Below are 13,426 nucleotides of genomic sequence, written 5' to 3'. Positions count from 1 at the left end.
TATGCGACCGTGTCCGATCCCACACACTCTTTTGACATTTCCACCGCGTTAACGCCTAGCGGGCGGTTCAGGTAATTCGCGGCCTTAGCGGGGGGCAGGGGTGGATAATCCCAGCTCAGCCTGGGATGCGACGAGCGGTGGAGGCCGACCGGACGGCGATGCGGGCCTCGCGGCGGGCGGTTCGGACGGCACGCCGCACGGACCGTCGCGAGTGGCCGATGCGATGTCCGGCCCGCCAGCGTAGCCCCGGCTTGCCCTCGGTGTCCGCCGCAGCCAGCAACAACCCACCAAGGAGACCGAGGTTCTTCAGGAAGTGGACCTGGTTGTTGCTCCGCTGTACCGGGTCGTCGTTGTTCCAGAAGGGATGCCCGGCAAGGGTCACCGGGATCAGCGTGCCGGCGAGGGCCAGGGCCGCCGGCCGGCTGAACCTGCCGGTGGCCAACATCAGCCCGGCACCGACCTGAACTGCGGAGTTGGCCCGGATCAGCGTCTCGGTGTCGGTGGGAATGCGCCGGTCCGTCCGCTCCAGCAGCGGCGTCACCCGATCGGTGATCGGCTTCGCGGCGGGCACCAGGCGGCCGGGGTTGGCGAAGTTGCGGGCACCGCTGACCACGAAGATGCCGCTCAACATGGCGCGGGCTAGGGACCGTACGGGCTTCATGGACCAGTCATACCCTGTCCAGGGCCGCGCTATACCCTGCAATGGCCGAGGTCGATCGATCGAGTGGGGTGCAGCGCCACGCCGGGCTGCCGGGACCGTCTCGGATGGACGCGCCACAGGGAGTAACCTCGGCGCGTGACGACGCTGCGACTGCGCCCCGAGGATCCGGCCGACACCGGCGCGATCCGCCGGGTGCTGGCCGCCGCGTTCGCCCGCCCCGACGTGGCCACGCCGCCCGAGGTGCGGCTCGTCGACGAGTTGCGCGGCAGCGACGCCTGGCTGCCGGAGCTGGCGATGGTCGCCGAGTACGGCGGTGAGATCGTCGGCTACGCCCTGCTCACCCGGGTGCTGGTCCGCTCGGACGGGGGCAGCCGCCCGGCACTCGCCCTCGGCCCGGTGGCGGTGGCTCCGCATCGGCAGCGGATCGGGCTCGGCGCCGCCGTGGTGCAGGCCGCCCTGGAGGCGGCCACGGAACTGGGCGAGCAGTTGATCGTGGTGCTCGGTGATCCCGGCTACTACCGGCGGTTCGGCTTCAGCCGGGCCGATCGGATGGGCCTGACCAGTCCCTGGTCGGGCCTGGGCGAGCCGTGGCAGGCCCTGGCGCTGCCGCCGTCGACCAGCGGCGAGCCGGCCCCACCCCAGGGCGACGTGATCTTCCCGCCGCCCTGGTCGAAGGTCTGATCAACGATCACCGACCGGTTGCGGACCGGCACTCTGCGCGTAGCTGGCGGCACCGGCGGCGCGGGCGCTAGCATCGAAAACTCACGCTGACGCACCATTCCCAGCCTGGAGGCTCCGAGCCGATGACCCGCGTCCTGCTGCGCTCTGCCAAGGACCCGTTCACCCCGGTCAGCCCGGAGCTCTCCCTCGCGCTCTACAAGCACGGCATCTTCGGGCGCAACGTGGGCAACCTCGTCTTCACCGAGGCGGTGCACAAGCTGATCAGCGTGCCCGGGAACGAGATCGTCTCCAACTCTTTCCTGAGCGAACGGCCTGGCGTGGACCAGGCGTACGTGGACCGCATCAACGAGCAGTTCGACCTGTTCGTGGTGCCGCTGGCCAACGCGTTCCGGATGAGCTTCCTGGAGAATCTCAAGCGTCTCACCTGGGTGATCGAGAGGCTGCGGATCCCGGTCGTGGTGGTCGGTGTGGGCGTCGCGGGCGGGCCACGGAGCCTCGCCGATCCGTTCCCGCCGCCCACCGACGAGCTGCGGGTGGCAGTGCGGCGGTTCGTGCGCGCGGTGCTCGAACGGTCGGCGACGATCGGCGTGCGCGGCGAGTTCACCCGCAACTACCTCGCCGAGCTGGGCTTCGGTGACGACGTGGTCGACGTGGTCGGCTGCCCGTCGCTGTTCCGCGACGGCCCGGACCTGCAAATCACCAAGCGGGTGGCCGGGATCACACGGGAGAGCCGCTTCACGATCAACATCTCGCCGTACGTCTACCTGATGGACAAGATCGGCACCCGGCACGCCGAGCGCTACCCGAACATGGTCTACGTGCCGCAGGGCGACGAGGTTCTCGAACTGCTGCTGTGGGGCAGCCACCCGGAGAAGGTCCGGGCGGGGCTGCCGCACCACCGCGGTCACCAGCTCTACCGGGAGGACCGCATCCGGTTCTTCGTCGACGGCTGGACCTGGATGCGCTACCTCGCCGAGCAGGAGTTCTCCTTCGGCACCCGGATCCACGGCAACATCGCGGCGCTGGCCGCCGGCACGCCCGCGTTCGTCCTGGCGCACGACAGCCGGACCCTGGAGCTGGCCCGGTACCACGACATCCCGCACCGCCTGCTCCCCGACGTGAGCCCGGACGTGGACGCCGCCGAGCTGTACGCCGAGGCCGACTACACCGCTTTCAACGCCGGGCAGGCGGAGCGCTGGGACCGCTTCGCCAGCTTCCTGGAGCGCAACGGCATCGAGCACATCTTCCAACCGGGCAAGGCCAACCCCGGTTACGACGCGCGGCTGGACGCCGCCGGGCTCCCGCCGGCCGTCACCACGCTGATGACCAGCGACCCCGAGGCGCGGGAGCGGATCAGCGCCCGGATGGCGGAGCTCTACTCGCTTGGCGGTGTCCGTGCGCTGCGCAAGAAGCACAAGCCGGAGTTCCCGTTCCCGCACACCACCGCGCCGCGCGAGGGCCTGGCGGCCGGCGAGCGTCCCCCGGTTCCGTCCGCCGTACGGCGGCTGCCCGTACCCGTGCAGTCCGCGCTGCGGCGCAGCCGCGCGCTCGCCCGGCGACTCAGCCGCCAGCCCTGAGCCAGACCCGGGCGGGACGGTGCCGAGTTGGCCGACTCGGGCGGCTGATCCCGCCGTGCCGGTGGCGCAGCACCCGCCGCGCCCGGCCACCTGCGTTCAGGCCGGCTGGGTACGCAGGTAGCGGCCGAAGTGCGGGACGGTGAAGGCGACCGTGCCGCGCTCCCCGGAGTAGATCAGCCCTTTCTTGATCAGCGCGTCCCGGGCCGGGGAGAGGCTGGCCGGCTTGCGGCCCAGGGCCCGGGCGATCTCGGCGGTCGGTACCGCCGCGTCCATGTCGTCCCGGCCACCGCCGTCGGTCGCCGCCTCGACACGCGAAAGTGTGGCCATCGCCCGCATGTACTCGCGTTCGGCCGGGGTGGCCCGCTCGAATCGGGAGCCGAAGAAGCCGACGGCCAACTCGGCCTCGGCCTCCGGTGCGGCGACCCGGACGTCGGCCACGGTGATCGGCGAGCGCGGGGCATGGTCCCAGGTGGCCTTCCCGTACGCCTGGACGAAGTACGGATACCCGCCGGACTTCTCGTAGAGCAGGTCGAGTGCCTTGGCCTCGTACGCCACGTCCTCGCGCTCGGCCGGCGCGCAGAGTGCCTGGTCGGCGGCGAGCCGGTCGAGCCGGTCGATGCGCTGGTAGCGGAACAACCGCTCGGAGTACGACTTGGCCGCGCTCAGCACGGCCGGCAAATGCGGCAGGCCGGCACCGACCACGATCAGCGGTGCGCCGAGTTGGGAGAGTTCGTGACACGCGGCGCAGAGCGCCGAGACGTCCTCCGGCCCGAGATCCTGCATCTCGTCGATGAAGATGGCCACGCCGGTGCCCACGTCGCTGGCGACCGAGGCGGCGTCGGTGAGCAGTTCCACCAGGTCGATCTCGATGTCGCCGGAGTCGGCGCGTCCGGAGGCGGCCGGTACGTCGATGCCGGGCTGCCACCGGTCGCGCAGCTTCGGTACGCCGCGTCCGGCCGGGGTGTCCCGTTGAGCGAACGCCTTGAGCACACCGAGGAACGCGTCGATCCGATCCGGTGCGCGATGCCGGGGGGCGAGTTCCCGGACGGCCATGTGCAGGGCGGCGGCGATCGGCCGGCGTAGCGACTGCTCGGGCCGCGCTTCGATCTTGCCGCTGCCCCAGAGACGGTTGATCGCCTGCGAGCGCAGGGTGTTGAGCAGGACGGTCTTGCCGACTCCGCGTAACCCGGTGAGCATCAGGCTCCGCTCTGGGCGGCCTCGGGCGATCCGTTCCAGCACGATGTCGAAGACGTCCAGCTCACGCCCCCGCCCGGCCAGTTCGGGCGGGCGCTGGCCGGCGCCCGGGGCGTACGGGTTGCGGACCGGATCCACGAATCGCAGAGTATCGGGCCATCTAGCCGAGGGGCTAGAGATGGATAGACGGGGCTATCGGCGTGTCGGCCCTCGACCAAAAACTAGTGCTGTCTAGCCTGGACGCTAGACAGCACTAGTTTCATCAATCGAGCGGTCAGTCGCGCTGCTTGAGGCAGAGCACGAAGTCCAGCGAGTCCAGCTCGCTGTCGTAGAAGTACCAGTTCGTGTAACCGTCCACCCGGCTGCACTTCGCCTCGGCGTCCTTCTCACCGCTGGTCTTGCCGTCGAAGCGGCGCAGTACCTCGTACGATTTCGGGGCACAGTCGCTGATCAACAGCCTGGGCTTGGCGCCGGCTGGCGCGTCGTTGCGGACGCACTGGCCGGGTTCCACGAACCGGGGATCGGCCGATGAACTGGCGGCCGGGTCGCTCGGCCCAACCTCCTCGTCCTCCTCCAGGGTGCCGGTCGTCGGCACCGGCACCTCGGTTGGCGCGGCCACCGTCGTCGGCGGCTCATCGTCCCCGGCGAACAGGTAGAACGCGGTACCACCGGCGAGGATCAACACCAGGGCCGCCCCCACCGCGGCCAGCACCAGGCCGCGTCCGCGCCTGCGCCCCGGTGGCGTCGGCTGGCCCGCGTACGCGCTCGCCGCGTCGTACTCCGGCCCGGGCCGGCCAGGCCCCTGCTGCCCGCCGGGGTACGCGGACCCCGGCGGGCCGCTGCCGTACGGCGGCCCGGCGGAGCCATGCGGCCCGCCACCGTAGACCTGGCCCCGACCGTAGCCCTGCTCTGAGCCGTAGCCCTGCTCCGGGCGGTAACCCTGTTCGGGTCCGTAGCCCTGCTCTGAGCCGTAGCCCTGCTCCGGGCGGTAACCCTGTTCGGGTCCGTAGCTCTGCTCCGGGCGGTAGCTCTGGCGCGGGTCGTGGGCCTCACCGGGACGCGGATCGTGCCACGGGTGTGGGCCACCGCCCGGGGAGCCGTAGTTCGCCATGCACACCCTCCTGCGCCAACGATGGAAGATCGGCGGCTTATCGAAGACCGTCGCCCACGTCACCGTAACCTGCCCGACCACGCCGCTGAGGCGACAGACCGCAGGTCAGATGAGCCGCAACTGGTGGTCCTTCGGCCGCCGGGTCCCGCCACCGTCGCCGATCCGCTCGAACAGGCCCGGGTCGATCACGTCGAGGAACGGCGACGGTCGGCAGTCGCGCTCCGCGCCGTGCCTGCTCCGGCGGGCGGCGTGGCTGACGTAGAGGCGGTCCTGCGCGCGGGTCAACCCGACGAAGAACAACCGCCGTTCCTCGGCCACCGCCTCCTCGTCGGGCGTGCTGCCGGGCCAGCGCAGCGGCAGCAGCCCGTCCTCGGCACCGACCAGGAAGACGACCGGGAACTCCAGGCCCTTTGCGGCGTGCAGGGTCAGCAGGGTGACCGCCTCGGCGCGTGGGTCCAGTGCGTCCACCTCGGCGCCGGTGGCGAGCTGGGAAAGGAACATCTCCAGGTCATCGCCGCAGCGACGGGCCAACGGGGTCAGCAGCTCGACCGCGGTGCGGATGTCGGACGGGCGGACCCCGCCGGAGCCGTCCAGGGTGGGCACGGCGAACCGCTCGGCGAGCACCTGGCCGGCGAGGCGTACCCGGGCCGGCAGGGCACCGTCCAGACCCGAGGCGTGCCGTAGCTCGCGGGCGATGGCGGCCACCCCCGGGCGGTCCCGCAGCCGGTCGTGCGAACGCTTCTGCACCGGCACGTTGGCCCGGGACAGGGCGTCCACGATCGGCGCGGCCTGCGAGTCGGTCCGGTAGAGCACGGCGATGTCCGAGAAGGAGAGCGTGGTCGACCGGCCGTCGATACGGCCCGAGTCGAGCGACCGGTGGGAGAGGCCGCCGACCAACTCGTCGACGGTGCGTACCACGAAGTCGGCCTCGTCGGCGACGGAGGCTGCGGCGTACCGGCCGACCAGCGGGGCCTCCGGGTCGAGCCGGGCCGGGTCCAGCCGCCGGCCCCGGACCAGCGACGACGGCGCGATGGCCTGTGCCGCGGCGGCCAGGATCGGCGCCGAGGAGCGGTAGTTCCGGTTGAGCCGGACCAGCCGGGCGTCGGTGAAGTCCTGCGAGAAGCGCAGGAAGTATCCGACATCGGCACCCCGGAACGAGTAGATGGCCTGGTCGGGGTCGCCGATCGCACACAGGTTGCCGTCGGCGGGGCTGAGCAGCCGCAGCAGCTCGTACTGCACCGCGTCCACGTCCTGGTACTCGTCGACGAAAATCCACTGCCAGCGATCCCGGTATCGCTCCACCAGCCTGTGGTCGTCCCGCAGCAGCATCACCGGCAGGGTGAGCAGCTCGTCCAGGTCGACCATGCCCTGCTTGCGCAGCAACGCCAGGTAGCGGGCCGGATCGTCGCCGGCCTCGGCCCGCGCCGCCGTCCGGTCGGCGTCGTCGGCGATCCGGAAGTTCTCCGGCAGGCCGGCGGCGTCGGCGTTCTCCCGCAGGATGGTCAGCCCGAGCGAGTGGAAGGTGCCCACCGTGACGTCCTCGGCGACCGGGCCGAGCAGGCCGTCGAGCCGGTGCCGCAGCTCCTCGGCGGCCCGCCGGGTGAAGGTGATCGCCAGGCAACGCTCGGGAAAGACGTTCAGCTCCGCGCAGAGGTACGCGATCCGGTGGGTCAGCGTACGGGTCTTGCCGGTGCCCGGTCCCGCCACGATCAGCAGCGGGCCGCCGGGTGCCGAGGCGGCCACCCGCTGCATCGCGTCCAGCCGGTCGAGCAGGCCGGTGCCGACCTCCTCCATCCCGGCGAGCATCGGCTCGAACGGCTCGTGTGGCGAGGGCGGCGGCGCGATCGGCGGTGCCGGTGCCGCCGGCTTGCGCTTCGGTTCGGCCTTCGCCGCCGGCCGCTTCGCCCTGGCCTCCGGTTTCGCCGCCGGCTCCGTGGGCCGTCGCGGTGCCGGCACCGGTACGTCGAAGAGTGTCTCCTGTCCCGCCGAGCCACCGGCAGCGCCCAGCTCGGCCGGGTCGAAGAGGGTGATCACGCCGTACTCGCCGTCGTAGCCCGGCACCCGGCGGACCTCGCCACGGCGCAGCCGGCCGATGCCCTCGGCGAGCAGTTCCCCACCGACCCGACCGATGTCGTCAAGCGGCGTACGGGTGAGGATCTCCAGCTCGGGGCCGAGCGCGGCGACCAACTCGGTGAGCTTCCCCTCGACCTTCTTCGAGCGCGGGCCGACCTTGTTGATCTCGCCGAGGATCTCGGCGAGCTGAATCAGGTGCGTCACCTCGGGCCGGTGTTCCGGCCGGTACCCCTCCGGCCGGTCGGCCAGGTCCTCGACCCGGCTCAGTACGCCCACCGTCAGCGGCTTGCCGCATTCCGGGCACCGTCCGCCGGCCTTCCTGGTCTGCTCGGGCGACCAGTTCACCCCGCACAGCCGGTGGCCGTCCGCGTGGTACTTGCCCTCCTCGGGGAAGAACTCGACAGTGCCGGCCAGCCCGTCGCCGGTGCGCAACGCCTCGCGGATGCCGAAGTAGTCCCGGGGCGAGGCGAAGACCGTGGCCTCACGGGCCAGCGCGGGTGGTGAGTGCGCGTCCGAGTTGGAGACCAGCCGGTAGTTGTCCAGGCTGCCGACCCGCCAGTTCATCTCCGGATCGGAGGAGAGCCCGGTCTCCACCGCGAAGATGTGCTCGGCCAGGTCGGCGTAGCAGTCGGCGATCGCGTCGAAGCCGGACTTCGAGCCCAGCGCGGAGAACCACGGGGTCCAGATGTGCGCCGGCACGAGATAGCCGTCGGCGCTCGCCTCAAGCGTGATCTCCAGCAGGTCGCGCGAATCCAGACCGAGAATCGGCCGGCCGTCGGAGCCGAGGTTGCCGATCCGACCCAGTGCGGTGTTGAAGCGGCCCACCGCGTCCAGATCCGGCAGATAGATCAGGTGGTGCACCTTGCGCGTCCGGTCGTCCCGCTTGTAGATCGTAGAGATCTCCACGCTGAGCATGAACCGGACCTGGTCGCTCTCCGCCTCGCTGGCCAGCCTCGGCGGTAGTCGGCGGGCGATGTCCCGCTCCGCCTCCGGACCCAGCCGGTAGAGACCGGGCTCGGCCGGACGCAGCGTCTCGCACAGGTGGTCGTACCAGGCGGGGTGGGTGAAGTCGCCGGTGCCGAGCACTGCGATGCCCTTGCGTCTGGCCCACCAGCCGAGGTTCGGCAGGGTCAGGTCACGGCTACAGGCCCGCGAGTACTTCGAGTGGATGTGCAGGTCCGCGACGAAGGGCGGGCGGCCACCGGGGGGTATGACGTTGAACGGGGGCACGCCGCATCCTGTCATGACCGGCCACGCTTGCGCTCGGCGCCACGCGCTTGAGAGATCCCGACGACACGCGGTGGCGTCGCCGGTATCTCCGCGCTGCGGTGCGCTACTGCGCGCGAAGCTCGACGAGGGTGACCTGAGGCTCCGCGCCGACCCGCACCGGCGGCCCCCAGAAACCGGCGCCGTTTGTGACGTAGACCTTCGTGCCGTCCACCTCGCCCAGCCCGGCGACCACCGGCTGTTCGAGCGCGACCAGCAGGTTGAAGGGCACCATCTGACCACCATGGGTGTGGCCGGACAGTTGCAGGTCGACCCCGTACTTGGCCGCCTCGATCGCGGCCACCGGCTGGTGGGCCAGGAGCACCACCGGCCGGGACGGGTCCCGGTCGGCGAGGGCGGCGGCGTAGTCGGCCGGCGCGGACACGCCGGTGCCCGCCGCGCTGACGTCGTTGACCCCGGCCAGGTCGAGTACGCCGCCCCGGGCGGCGATCTCCAGCCGCTGGTTCTGGAGCACCCGCAGCCCGAGCCGGTCGACTTCGGCCACCCATTCCTCGACGCCCGAGTAGTACTCGTGGTTGCCGGTGACGAAGTAGCTGCCGTACCGGGCGCGCAGCCCACGCAGCGGAGCCGCCGCCTCACCCAGTTCGGCCACCGTGCCGTCGACCAGGTCACCGACCACGGCGACGATATCGGCGTCCAGGCGGTTGATGGCGTCGACGATCTGCTCGGTGTGTACCCGGCCGCGCAGCGGTCCGATGTGGATGTCGGAGACGGTGGCGATGCGTAGACCGTCCATGCTCCGGGGCAGCTTGGCCAGCGGGATCTGCACCCGGTCCAGCTGCGGCGGGCCAAAGGCGGTGCGTACGCCGTGGCCGACCAGGCTGGCGGCGGTGAGCCCGGCGAAGATCGCGGCACCCCGGGCGAGCAGCAGCCGTCGGCTCGGATCGTGGTCCGGCCCGGCGGCTCCGGCGTCCGCAGCACCGGCCGGCTGGTCGCTCGGCGGCGTGCTGGTCGAGACCGGGTCGCCGGACGCCGTGGTCGAGTTGTCCGGGCCGACCGAACCGGGCGCGGCCGAACCGGATGCGGCCGGACTGACCGACGCGGGTGCGGCCGGGCCGGCCAGGACCGGTTCCGGTGCGGAACCGGCCGCCCGGCGGCGCAGCACCAGCCGGGTCACCAGCAGCGGAATCTCCAGGGCGGCGAGCAGCACCATCAGATAGAACATCAGGGCGAGCCAGAGGTAGCCCGGCCAGGCGAGCCAGTACAGCCCGGCATTGGTGCCGATCAGGGTCGCCGGCACCAGCACCGCCAGCCCGACCGCCGCGATCGTGCCGGCCCGCCGCCAGCGGCCCGCCATGGTGGTGTCCTTGACCAGCCGCTTCCACAGATAGAGATGGATCAGCCCGGTGACCAGGGCAAGGGTGGCCACGAAGCCGATTACCGCGAACACGTGTGGTTCCCCCTCAGCCGCCGGCGAAGGGAGGCAGGACGTCGATCGTCACCCCGGCCGGCAGCGGCTTTTTGCGATCATGACAGGTCACTCCGTCGACCAGATAACTCGATACGGCCAGCACCGGCGCCAGCCGCCCGCCGTGCCGCTCGGTCAACTCCGCGACCAGGTCGTCCAGCGACCGGCCGGCGGGAACGACCTCCTCGGCGCGGCCTGCGGCGGCCCGCGCACCGGCGAAGTAGCGGACGGTGACGGTCGGCATGGTCAACCCCCGATGGCCGACATCGGCCGGGCCGGTTGCAGGAAGGTCGGGTCGTCGATGCCGTGTCCGGCCCGCTTGCCCCAGGTCGCCGCCGACCAGCGCCGGGCCAGTTCGTCGTCGTCGGCACCGGCGCGCAGGGCGCTGCGCAGATCCGACTCCTCGGTGGCGAACAGGCAGTTGCGTATCTGCCCGTCGGCGGTGAGCCGGGTCCGGTCGCAGTCGCCGCAGAAGGGCCGGGTGACGGTGCCGATCACACCGACCCGGGCCGGGCCGCCGTCGACCAACCAGGTCTCGGCCGGCGCCGCGCCGCGCGCGGTCGGGTCCGGGCTCAGTTGGTACGCGGTACGCAGCCCGGTCAGGATCTCCTCGGCGGTGACCATGGCCGCGCGGTCCCAGCCATGCTGGGCGTCCAGCGGCATCTGCTCGATGAAGCGCAGCTCATAGCCGTGTTCCAGAGCGAAGCGGAGCAACGCAGGTGCCTCGTCGTCGTTGACGCCGCGCATCAGCACGCTGTTGACCTTGACCGGGGTGAGGCCGGCGGCCGCCGCGCCGGCCAGGCCAGCCAGCACGTCGGCCAGCCGGTCCCGCCGGGTGAGCCGGGCGAAGCGCTCCCGGTCCAGGGTGTCCAGCGAGACGTTGACCCGGTCCAGACCGGCGGCGCGCAGCGCCGGGGCGAGTCGCTCCAGGCCGATGCCGTTGGTGGTCAACGAGAGCCGAGGACGGGGGTCGAGCGCGGCGACGGCAGTCAGGATGCCGACCAGGCCGGGCCGGATCAGCGGCTCACCGCCGGTGAACCGCACCTCGGCCACGCCGAGTCGGCACACCGCGACGCGGATCAGCCGGACCACCTCGTCGTCGGTGAGCAGCTGCGGCCCGGCCAGCCAGGGCAGCCCCTCGGCGGGCATACAGTACGTACAGCGCAGATTGCACTTGTCGGTCAAGGAGACTCGCAGGTCCCGGGCGACACGGCCGTACCGGTCGACGAGGACGCCACCGGTCGGCGGGGCCACACTCACCCGTCGACCGTAGCGCGCCCGAGCCCGCTCAGGGCAGCGCGGGCGCGGTCGCGGACCGAATCGCGATACGCCCCGCCGAACAGCGCGGTGTGCACCAGCAGCAGGTGCAGCTGGTGCAGCGGCACCCGCTGCGGCCAGCCGGCGGCCAACGGCCAGCTCTCCTGGTACGCGGCCAGGATGCGGTCGGCGTGTGGCGGGCCGCCGAAGAGCGCCAGTTGGGCGAGGTCGGTTTCCCGATGCCCGCCGTGCGCGGCCGGGTCGACCAGCCAGACCCGGCCGTCGGCGCCCCAGAGCAGGTTGCCGGGCCAAAGGTCACCATGGATCCGGGCCGGCGGCTCCTCCCCACCGAACTCGCCGATCCGAGCCACCACCTGCTCGACGAGCGCGACATCGGCGCGGTCCAGGGCTCCATTGTCGACCGAGGCGCGCAGGTACGGCAGCAGCCGCGCCTGCGCGAACCACTCCCCCCACGGGCCCGGGCACGGCGTGTTCTCCGCCGGCAGCGCACCGATGAACCCGGTCCACGGTGCCCCGAACTCCGACGCGCCAGCCCGGTGCAACCCGGCCAGCTCGCGCCCGAAACGCTCGGCCGCCGCCGGGGCGGGCTCGCCCGGCTCGACCCACTCCAGCGCGAGCAGATCGGGGAGCGCCACCAGCACCTCCGGTACCGCCACCGAACCGGCCTCGCGCAGCCAGCGCAGCCCGGCCGCCTCGGTGGCGAAGAACCCCTCCGGCACCGGCCGTCCGGCCCGCTCCGGCCAGGTCTTGGCGAAGATCGAGTACCCGTCGTCCAGGGTCAGCCGGGCCGCCGCGCAGATGTCACCGCCGCTCACCGGCGTCTCCCGGATCCGCTGGTGGGTCAGAAAGGTCGGCAGGTGCTCCGGATGCTCCCGCAGATACGCCAGATCCATACCCGCCAGCTTCGCAGCAAGGAAGGGCCCCCTATTAACGCCTCCGGTAGAGGAAGGGCCCCTTATTAACTCGCGATCGGCCGTGAGCAGGCAAAATACGAAGAGTAGCTGTGGAAAACATGCGTGTCCTCCACAGGGACAGCGGCGGCTGTCGGCCGGCTCGCAGGCTGACGTCCATGAATTCCACCGATCTCCCCCGGCTGACCGTCCGCTCACCTGCCGACCTGATCGCCGCGGTGCCGTACCTGCTCGGCTTCCACCCGGCCGAGAGCATCGTGGTGGTGGCGATGTCCGGTTCGCGGATCGTCTTCGCCGCCCGCAGCGACCTGCCCGGCGACGCCGATCCCCGCGAGGCGGCGGGGCACATCGCCGCGGTGACCGCCCGGCAGGGCGCCGACTCGGCAACCGTGATCGGGTACGGCCCGGCCGCCCAGGTGACCCCAGCGCTCGACGCGCTCCGGGACGTGCTGGCCGACGCCGGTCTCGCGGTGCTGGACGCCTTGCGGGTCACCGACGGGCGCTGGTGGTCGTACCTCTGCACCGAGCCTGATTGCTGTCCGCCCGAGGGCAACGCGTACGACCCACGGGCCAGTTCGGTCCCGGCGGCGGCCGTCTTCGCCGGCCAGGTGGCGCTGCCCGACCGGGCCACCCTCGCCCGGCAGGTGGCCCCGATCGGCGAGGCGACGATGCGGCCCGCGATCGAGCGGGCGGAACAGCGGTTGACCGCACTGCTGGCGGGGGCACCGGCAAGTGACCTGCTCGGCAGGCGGGCGCTGCGGGTGGCCGGAGTGGCCGCGTACCGTGCCGCTCGCCGCCGGCACCGCGACGGTGAGCGCCTGACCGACGACGAGGTGGCCTGGCTGTGCCTGCTGCTGACCCACCTTCCGGTACGCGACCACGCCTGGGAGCGCACCGACGGCCGGGTCGAGGACGTGGCGTTCTGGAGTGAGCTGCTGCGTCGGGCCGAGCCGGAGCTCATCGCCGCACCTGGCGCGTTGCTGGCCTTCGCCGCCTGGCGGGACGGGCAGGGGGCGCTGGCGGCGGTGGCGCTGGAGCGCGTGCTGGCCGAGCATCCGGATTACTCGCTCGCGCTGCTGATGGACGACCTGCTCCGTCGTGGCGTACCGCCGTCCCGGCTCGACGGATGGCCCATCGACGGGTCGGCGACGGGATCAAAGCGGGGGAAACGTCGCCCTCGTCGTCGCCAACCGCGCCGCCGGGACCAATAACAAGATGTCTTGTACGTCATTCCTTGTTAATTTA

At 71.9% G+C, this 13,426-nt stretch carries 11 protein-coding genes; 3 read left to right on the top strand and 8 right to left on the bottom strand.

Annotated elements, in window-relative coordinates; translation table 11 throughout:
• Positions 1-115 precede the first annotated feature (115 nt).
• Positions 116-661: a DoxX family protein gene (locus QQG74_RS31335; RefSeq protein ID WP_341718209.1), complete on the bottom strand. Its 546-nt coding sequence runs from the start codon at positions 659-661 to the stop codon at positions 116-118.
• A 135-nt stretch (positions 662-796) separates the two neighbouring features.
• On the opposite strand from QQG74_RS31335, the gene QQG74_RS31330 reads away from it, so the two are divergent.
• Positions 797-1,342 carry an N-acetyltransferase gene (locus QQG74_RS31330; RefSeq protein WP_341718208.1) on the top strand — a complete coding sequence of 182 codons (546 nt, stop codon included), beginning with the start codon at positions 797-799 and terminating at the stop codon, positions 1,340-1,342.
• A gap of 122 nt (positions 1,343-1,464) precedes the next feature.
• A complete protein-coding gene (locus tag QQG74_RS31325; protein ID WP_341718207.1) occupies positions 1,465-2,919 on the top strand; it encodes a polysaccharide pyruvyl transferase family protein in 1,455 nt (484 codons plus the stop codon).
• 96 nt (positions 2,920-3,015) lie between these two features.
• Here QQG74_RS31325 and QQG74_RS31320 read toward each other — a convergent pair whose 3' ends face one another.
• From QQG74_RS31320 to QQG74_RS31290, 7 genes are all read right to left on the bottom strand, one after another.
• Positions 3,016-4,251 carry an ATP-binding protein gene (locus QQG74_RS31320; protein WP_341718206.1) on the bottom strand — a complete coding sequence of 412 codons (1,236 nt, stop codon included), beginning with the start codon at positions 4,249-4,251 and terminating at the stop codon, positions 3,016-3,018.
• Between the two features lie 136 nt (positions 4,252-4,387).
• A complete protein-coding gene (locus QQG74_RS31315) occupies positions 4,388-5,224 on the bottom strand; it encodes a flagellar basal body protein FliL (protein ID WP_341718205.1) in 837 nt (278 codons plus the stop codon).
• 105 nt (positions 5,225-5,329) lie between these two features.
• The gene (locus QQG74_RS31310) at positions 5,330-8,542 is read right to left on the bottom strand and encodes a UvrD-helicase domain-containing protein (protein ID WP_341718204.1); all 3,213 of its coding nucleotides are present in this window, start codon (positions 8,540-8,542) and stop codon (positions 5,330-5,332) included.
• A gap of 88 nt (positions 8,543-8,630) precedes the next feature.
• On the bottom strand, positions 8,631-9,974 hold the full coding sequence (locus tag QQG74_RS31305) for a metallophosphoesterase (RefSeq protein ID WP_341718203.1): 1,344 nt from the start codon (positions 9,972-9,974) through the stop codon (positions 8,631-8,633).
• Between the two features lie 13 nt (positions 9,975-9,987).
• On the bottom strand, positions 9,988-10,236 hold the full coding sequence (locus QQG74_RS31300; protein ID WP_341718202.1) for a MoaD/ThiS family protein: 249 nt from the start codon (positions 10,234-10,236) through the stop codon (positions 9,988-9,990).
• A gap of 2 nt (positions 10,237-10,238) precedes the next feature.
• The gene (gene moaA / locus QQG74_RS31295; protein WP_341718201.1) at positions 10,239-11,252 is read right to left on the bottom strand and encodes a GTP 3',8-cyclase MoaA; all 1,014 of its coding nucleotides are present in this window, start codon (positions 11,250-11,252) and stop codon (positions 10,239-10,241) included.
• Positions 11,249-12,163, bottom strand: coding sequence for a fructosamine kinase family protein (locus QQG74_RS31290; RefSeq protein WP_341718200.1), 915 nt, complete (start codon positions 12,161-12,163; stop codon positions 11,249-11,251). The genes moaA and QQG74_RS31290 overlap by 4 nt, the downstream gene beginning before the upstream one ends.
• A 176-nt stretch (positions 12,164-12,339) precedes the next feature.
• On the opposite strand from QQG74_RS31290, the gene QQG74_RS31285 reads away from it, so the two are divergent.
• Positions 12,340-13,392: a DUF4192 domain-containing protein gene (locus QQG74_RS31285; RefSeq protein WP_341718199.1), complete on the top strand. Its 1,053-nt coding sequence runs from the start codon at positions 12,340-12,342 to the stop codon at positions 13,390-13,392.
• Positions 13,393-13,426: the final 34 nt, after the last annotated feature.

This window comes from Micromonospora sp. FIMYZ51 (assembly GCF_038246755.1).
Taxonomy (GTDB): Bacteria; Actinomycetota; Actinomycetes; order Mycobacteriales; family Micromonosporaceae; genus Micromonospora.
Note: the sequence above shows the minus strand (reverse complement) of the source record. Positions and strands in the feature narration are given on the sequence as shown.

Excerpts from the sequence above, each read along its gene's own strand:
- QQG74_RS31335 (WP_341718209.1), bottom strand. The coding sequence starts at position 661 with ATGAAGCCCGTACGGTCCCTAGCCCGCGCCATGTTGAGCGGCATCTTC.
- QQG74_RS31325 (WP_341718207.1), top strand. The coding sequence starts at position 1,465 with ATGACCCGCGTCCTGCTGCGCTCTGCCAAGGACCCGTTCACCCCGGTC.
- QQG74_RS31315 (WP_341718205.1), bottom strand. The coding sequence starts at position 5,224 with ATGGCGAACTACGGCTCCCCGGGCGGTGGCCCACACCCGTGGCACGAT.
- QQG74_RS31310 (WP_341718204.1), bottom strand. The coding sequence starts at position 8,542 with ATGACAGGATGCGGCGTGCCCCCGTTCAACGTCATACCCCCCGGTGGC.
- QQG74_RS31300 (WP_341718202.1), bottom strand. The coding sequence starts at position 10,236 with ATGCCGACCGTCACCGTCCGCTACTTCGCCGGTGCGCGGGCCGCCGCA.
- QQG74_RS31290 (WP_341718200.1), bottom strand. The coding sequence starts at position 12,163 with ATGGATCTGGCGTATCTGCGGGAGCATCCGGAGCACCTGCCGACCTTT.
- QQG74_RS31285 (WP_341718199.1), top strand. The coding sequence starts at position 12,340 with ATGAATTCCACCGATCTCCCCCGGCTGACCGTCCGCTCACCTGCCGAC.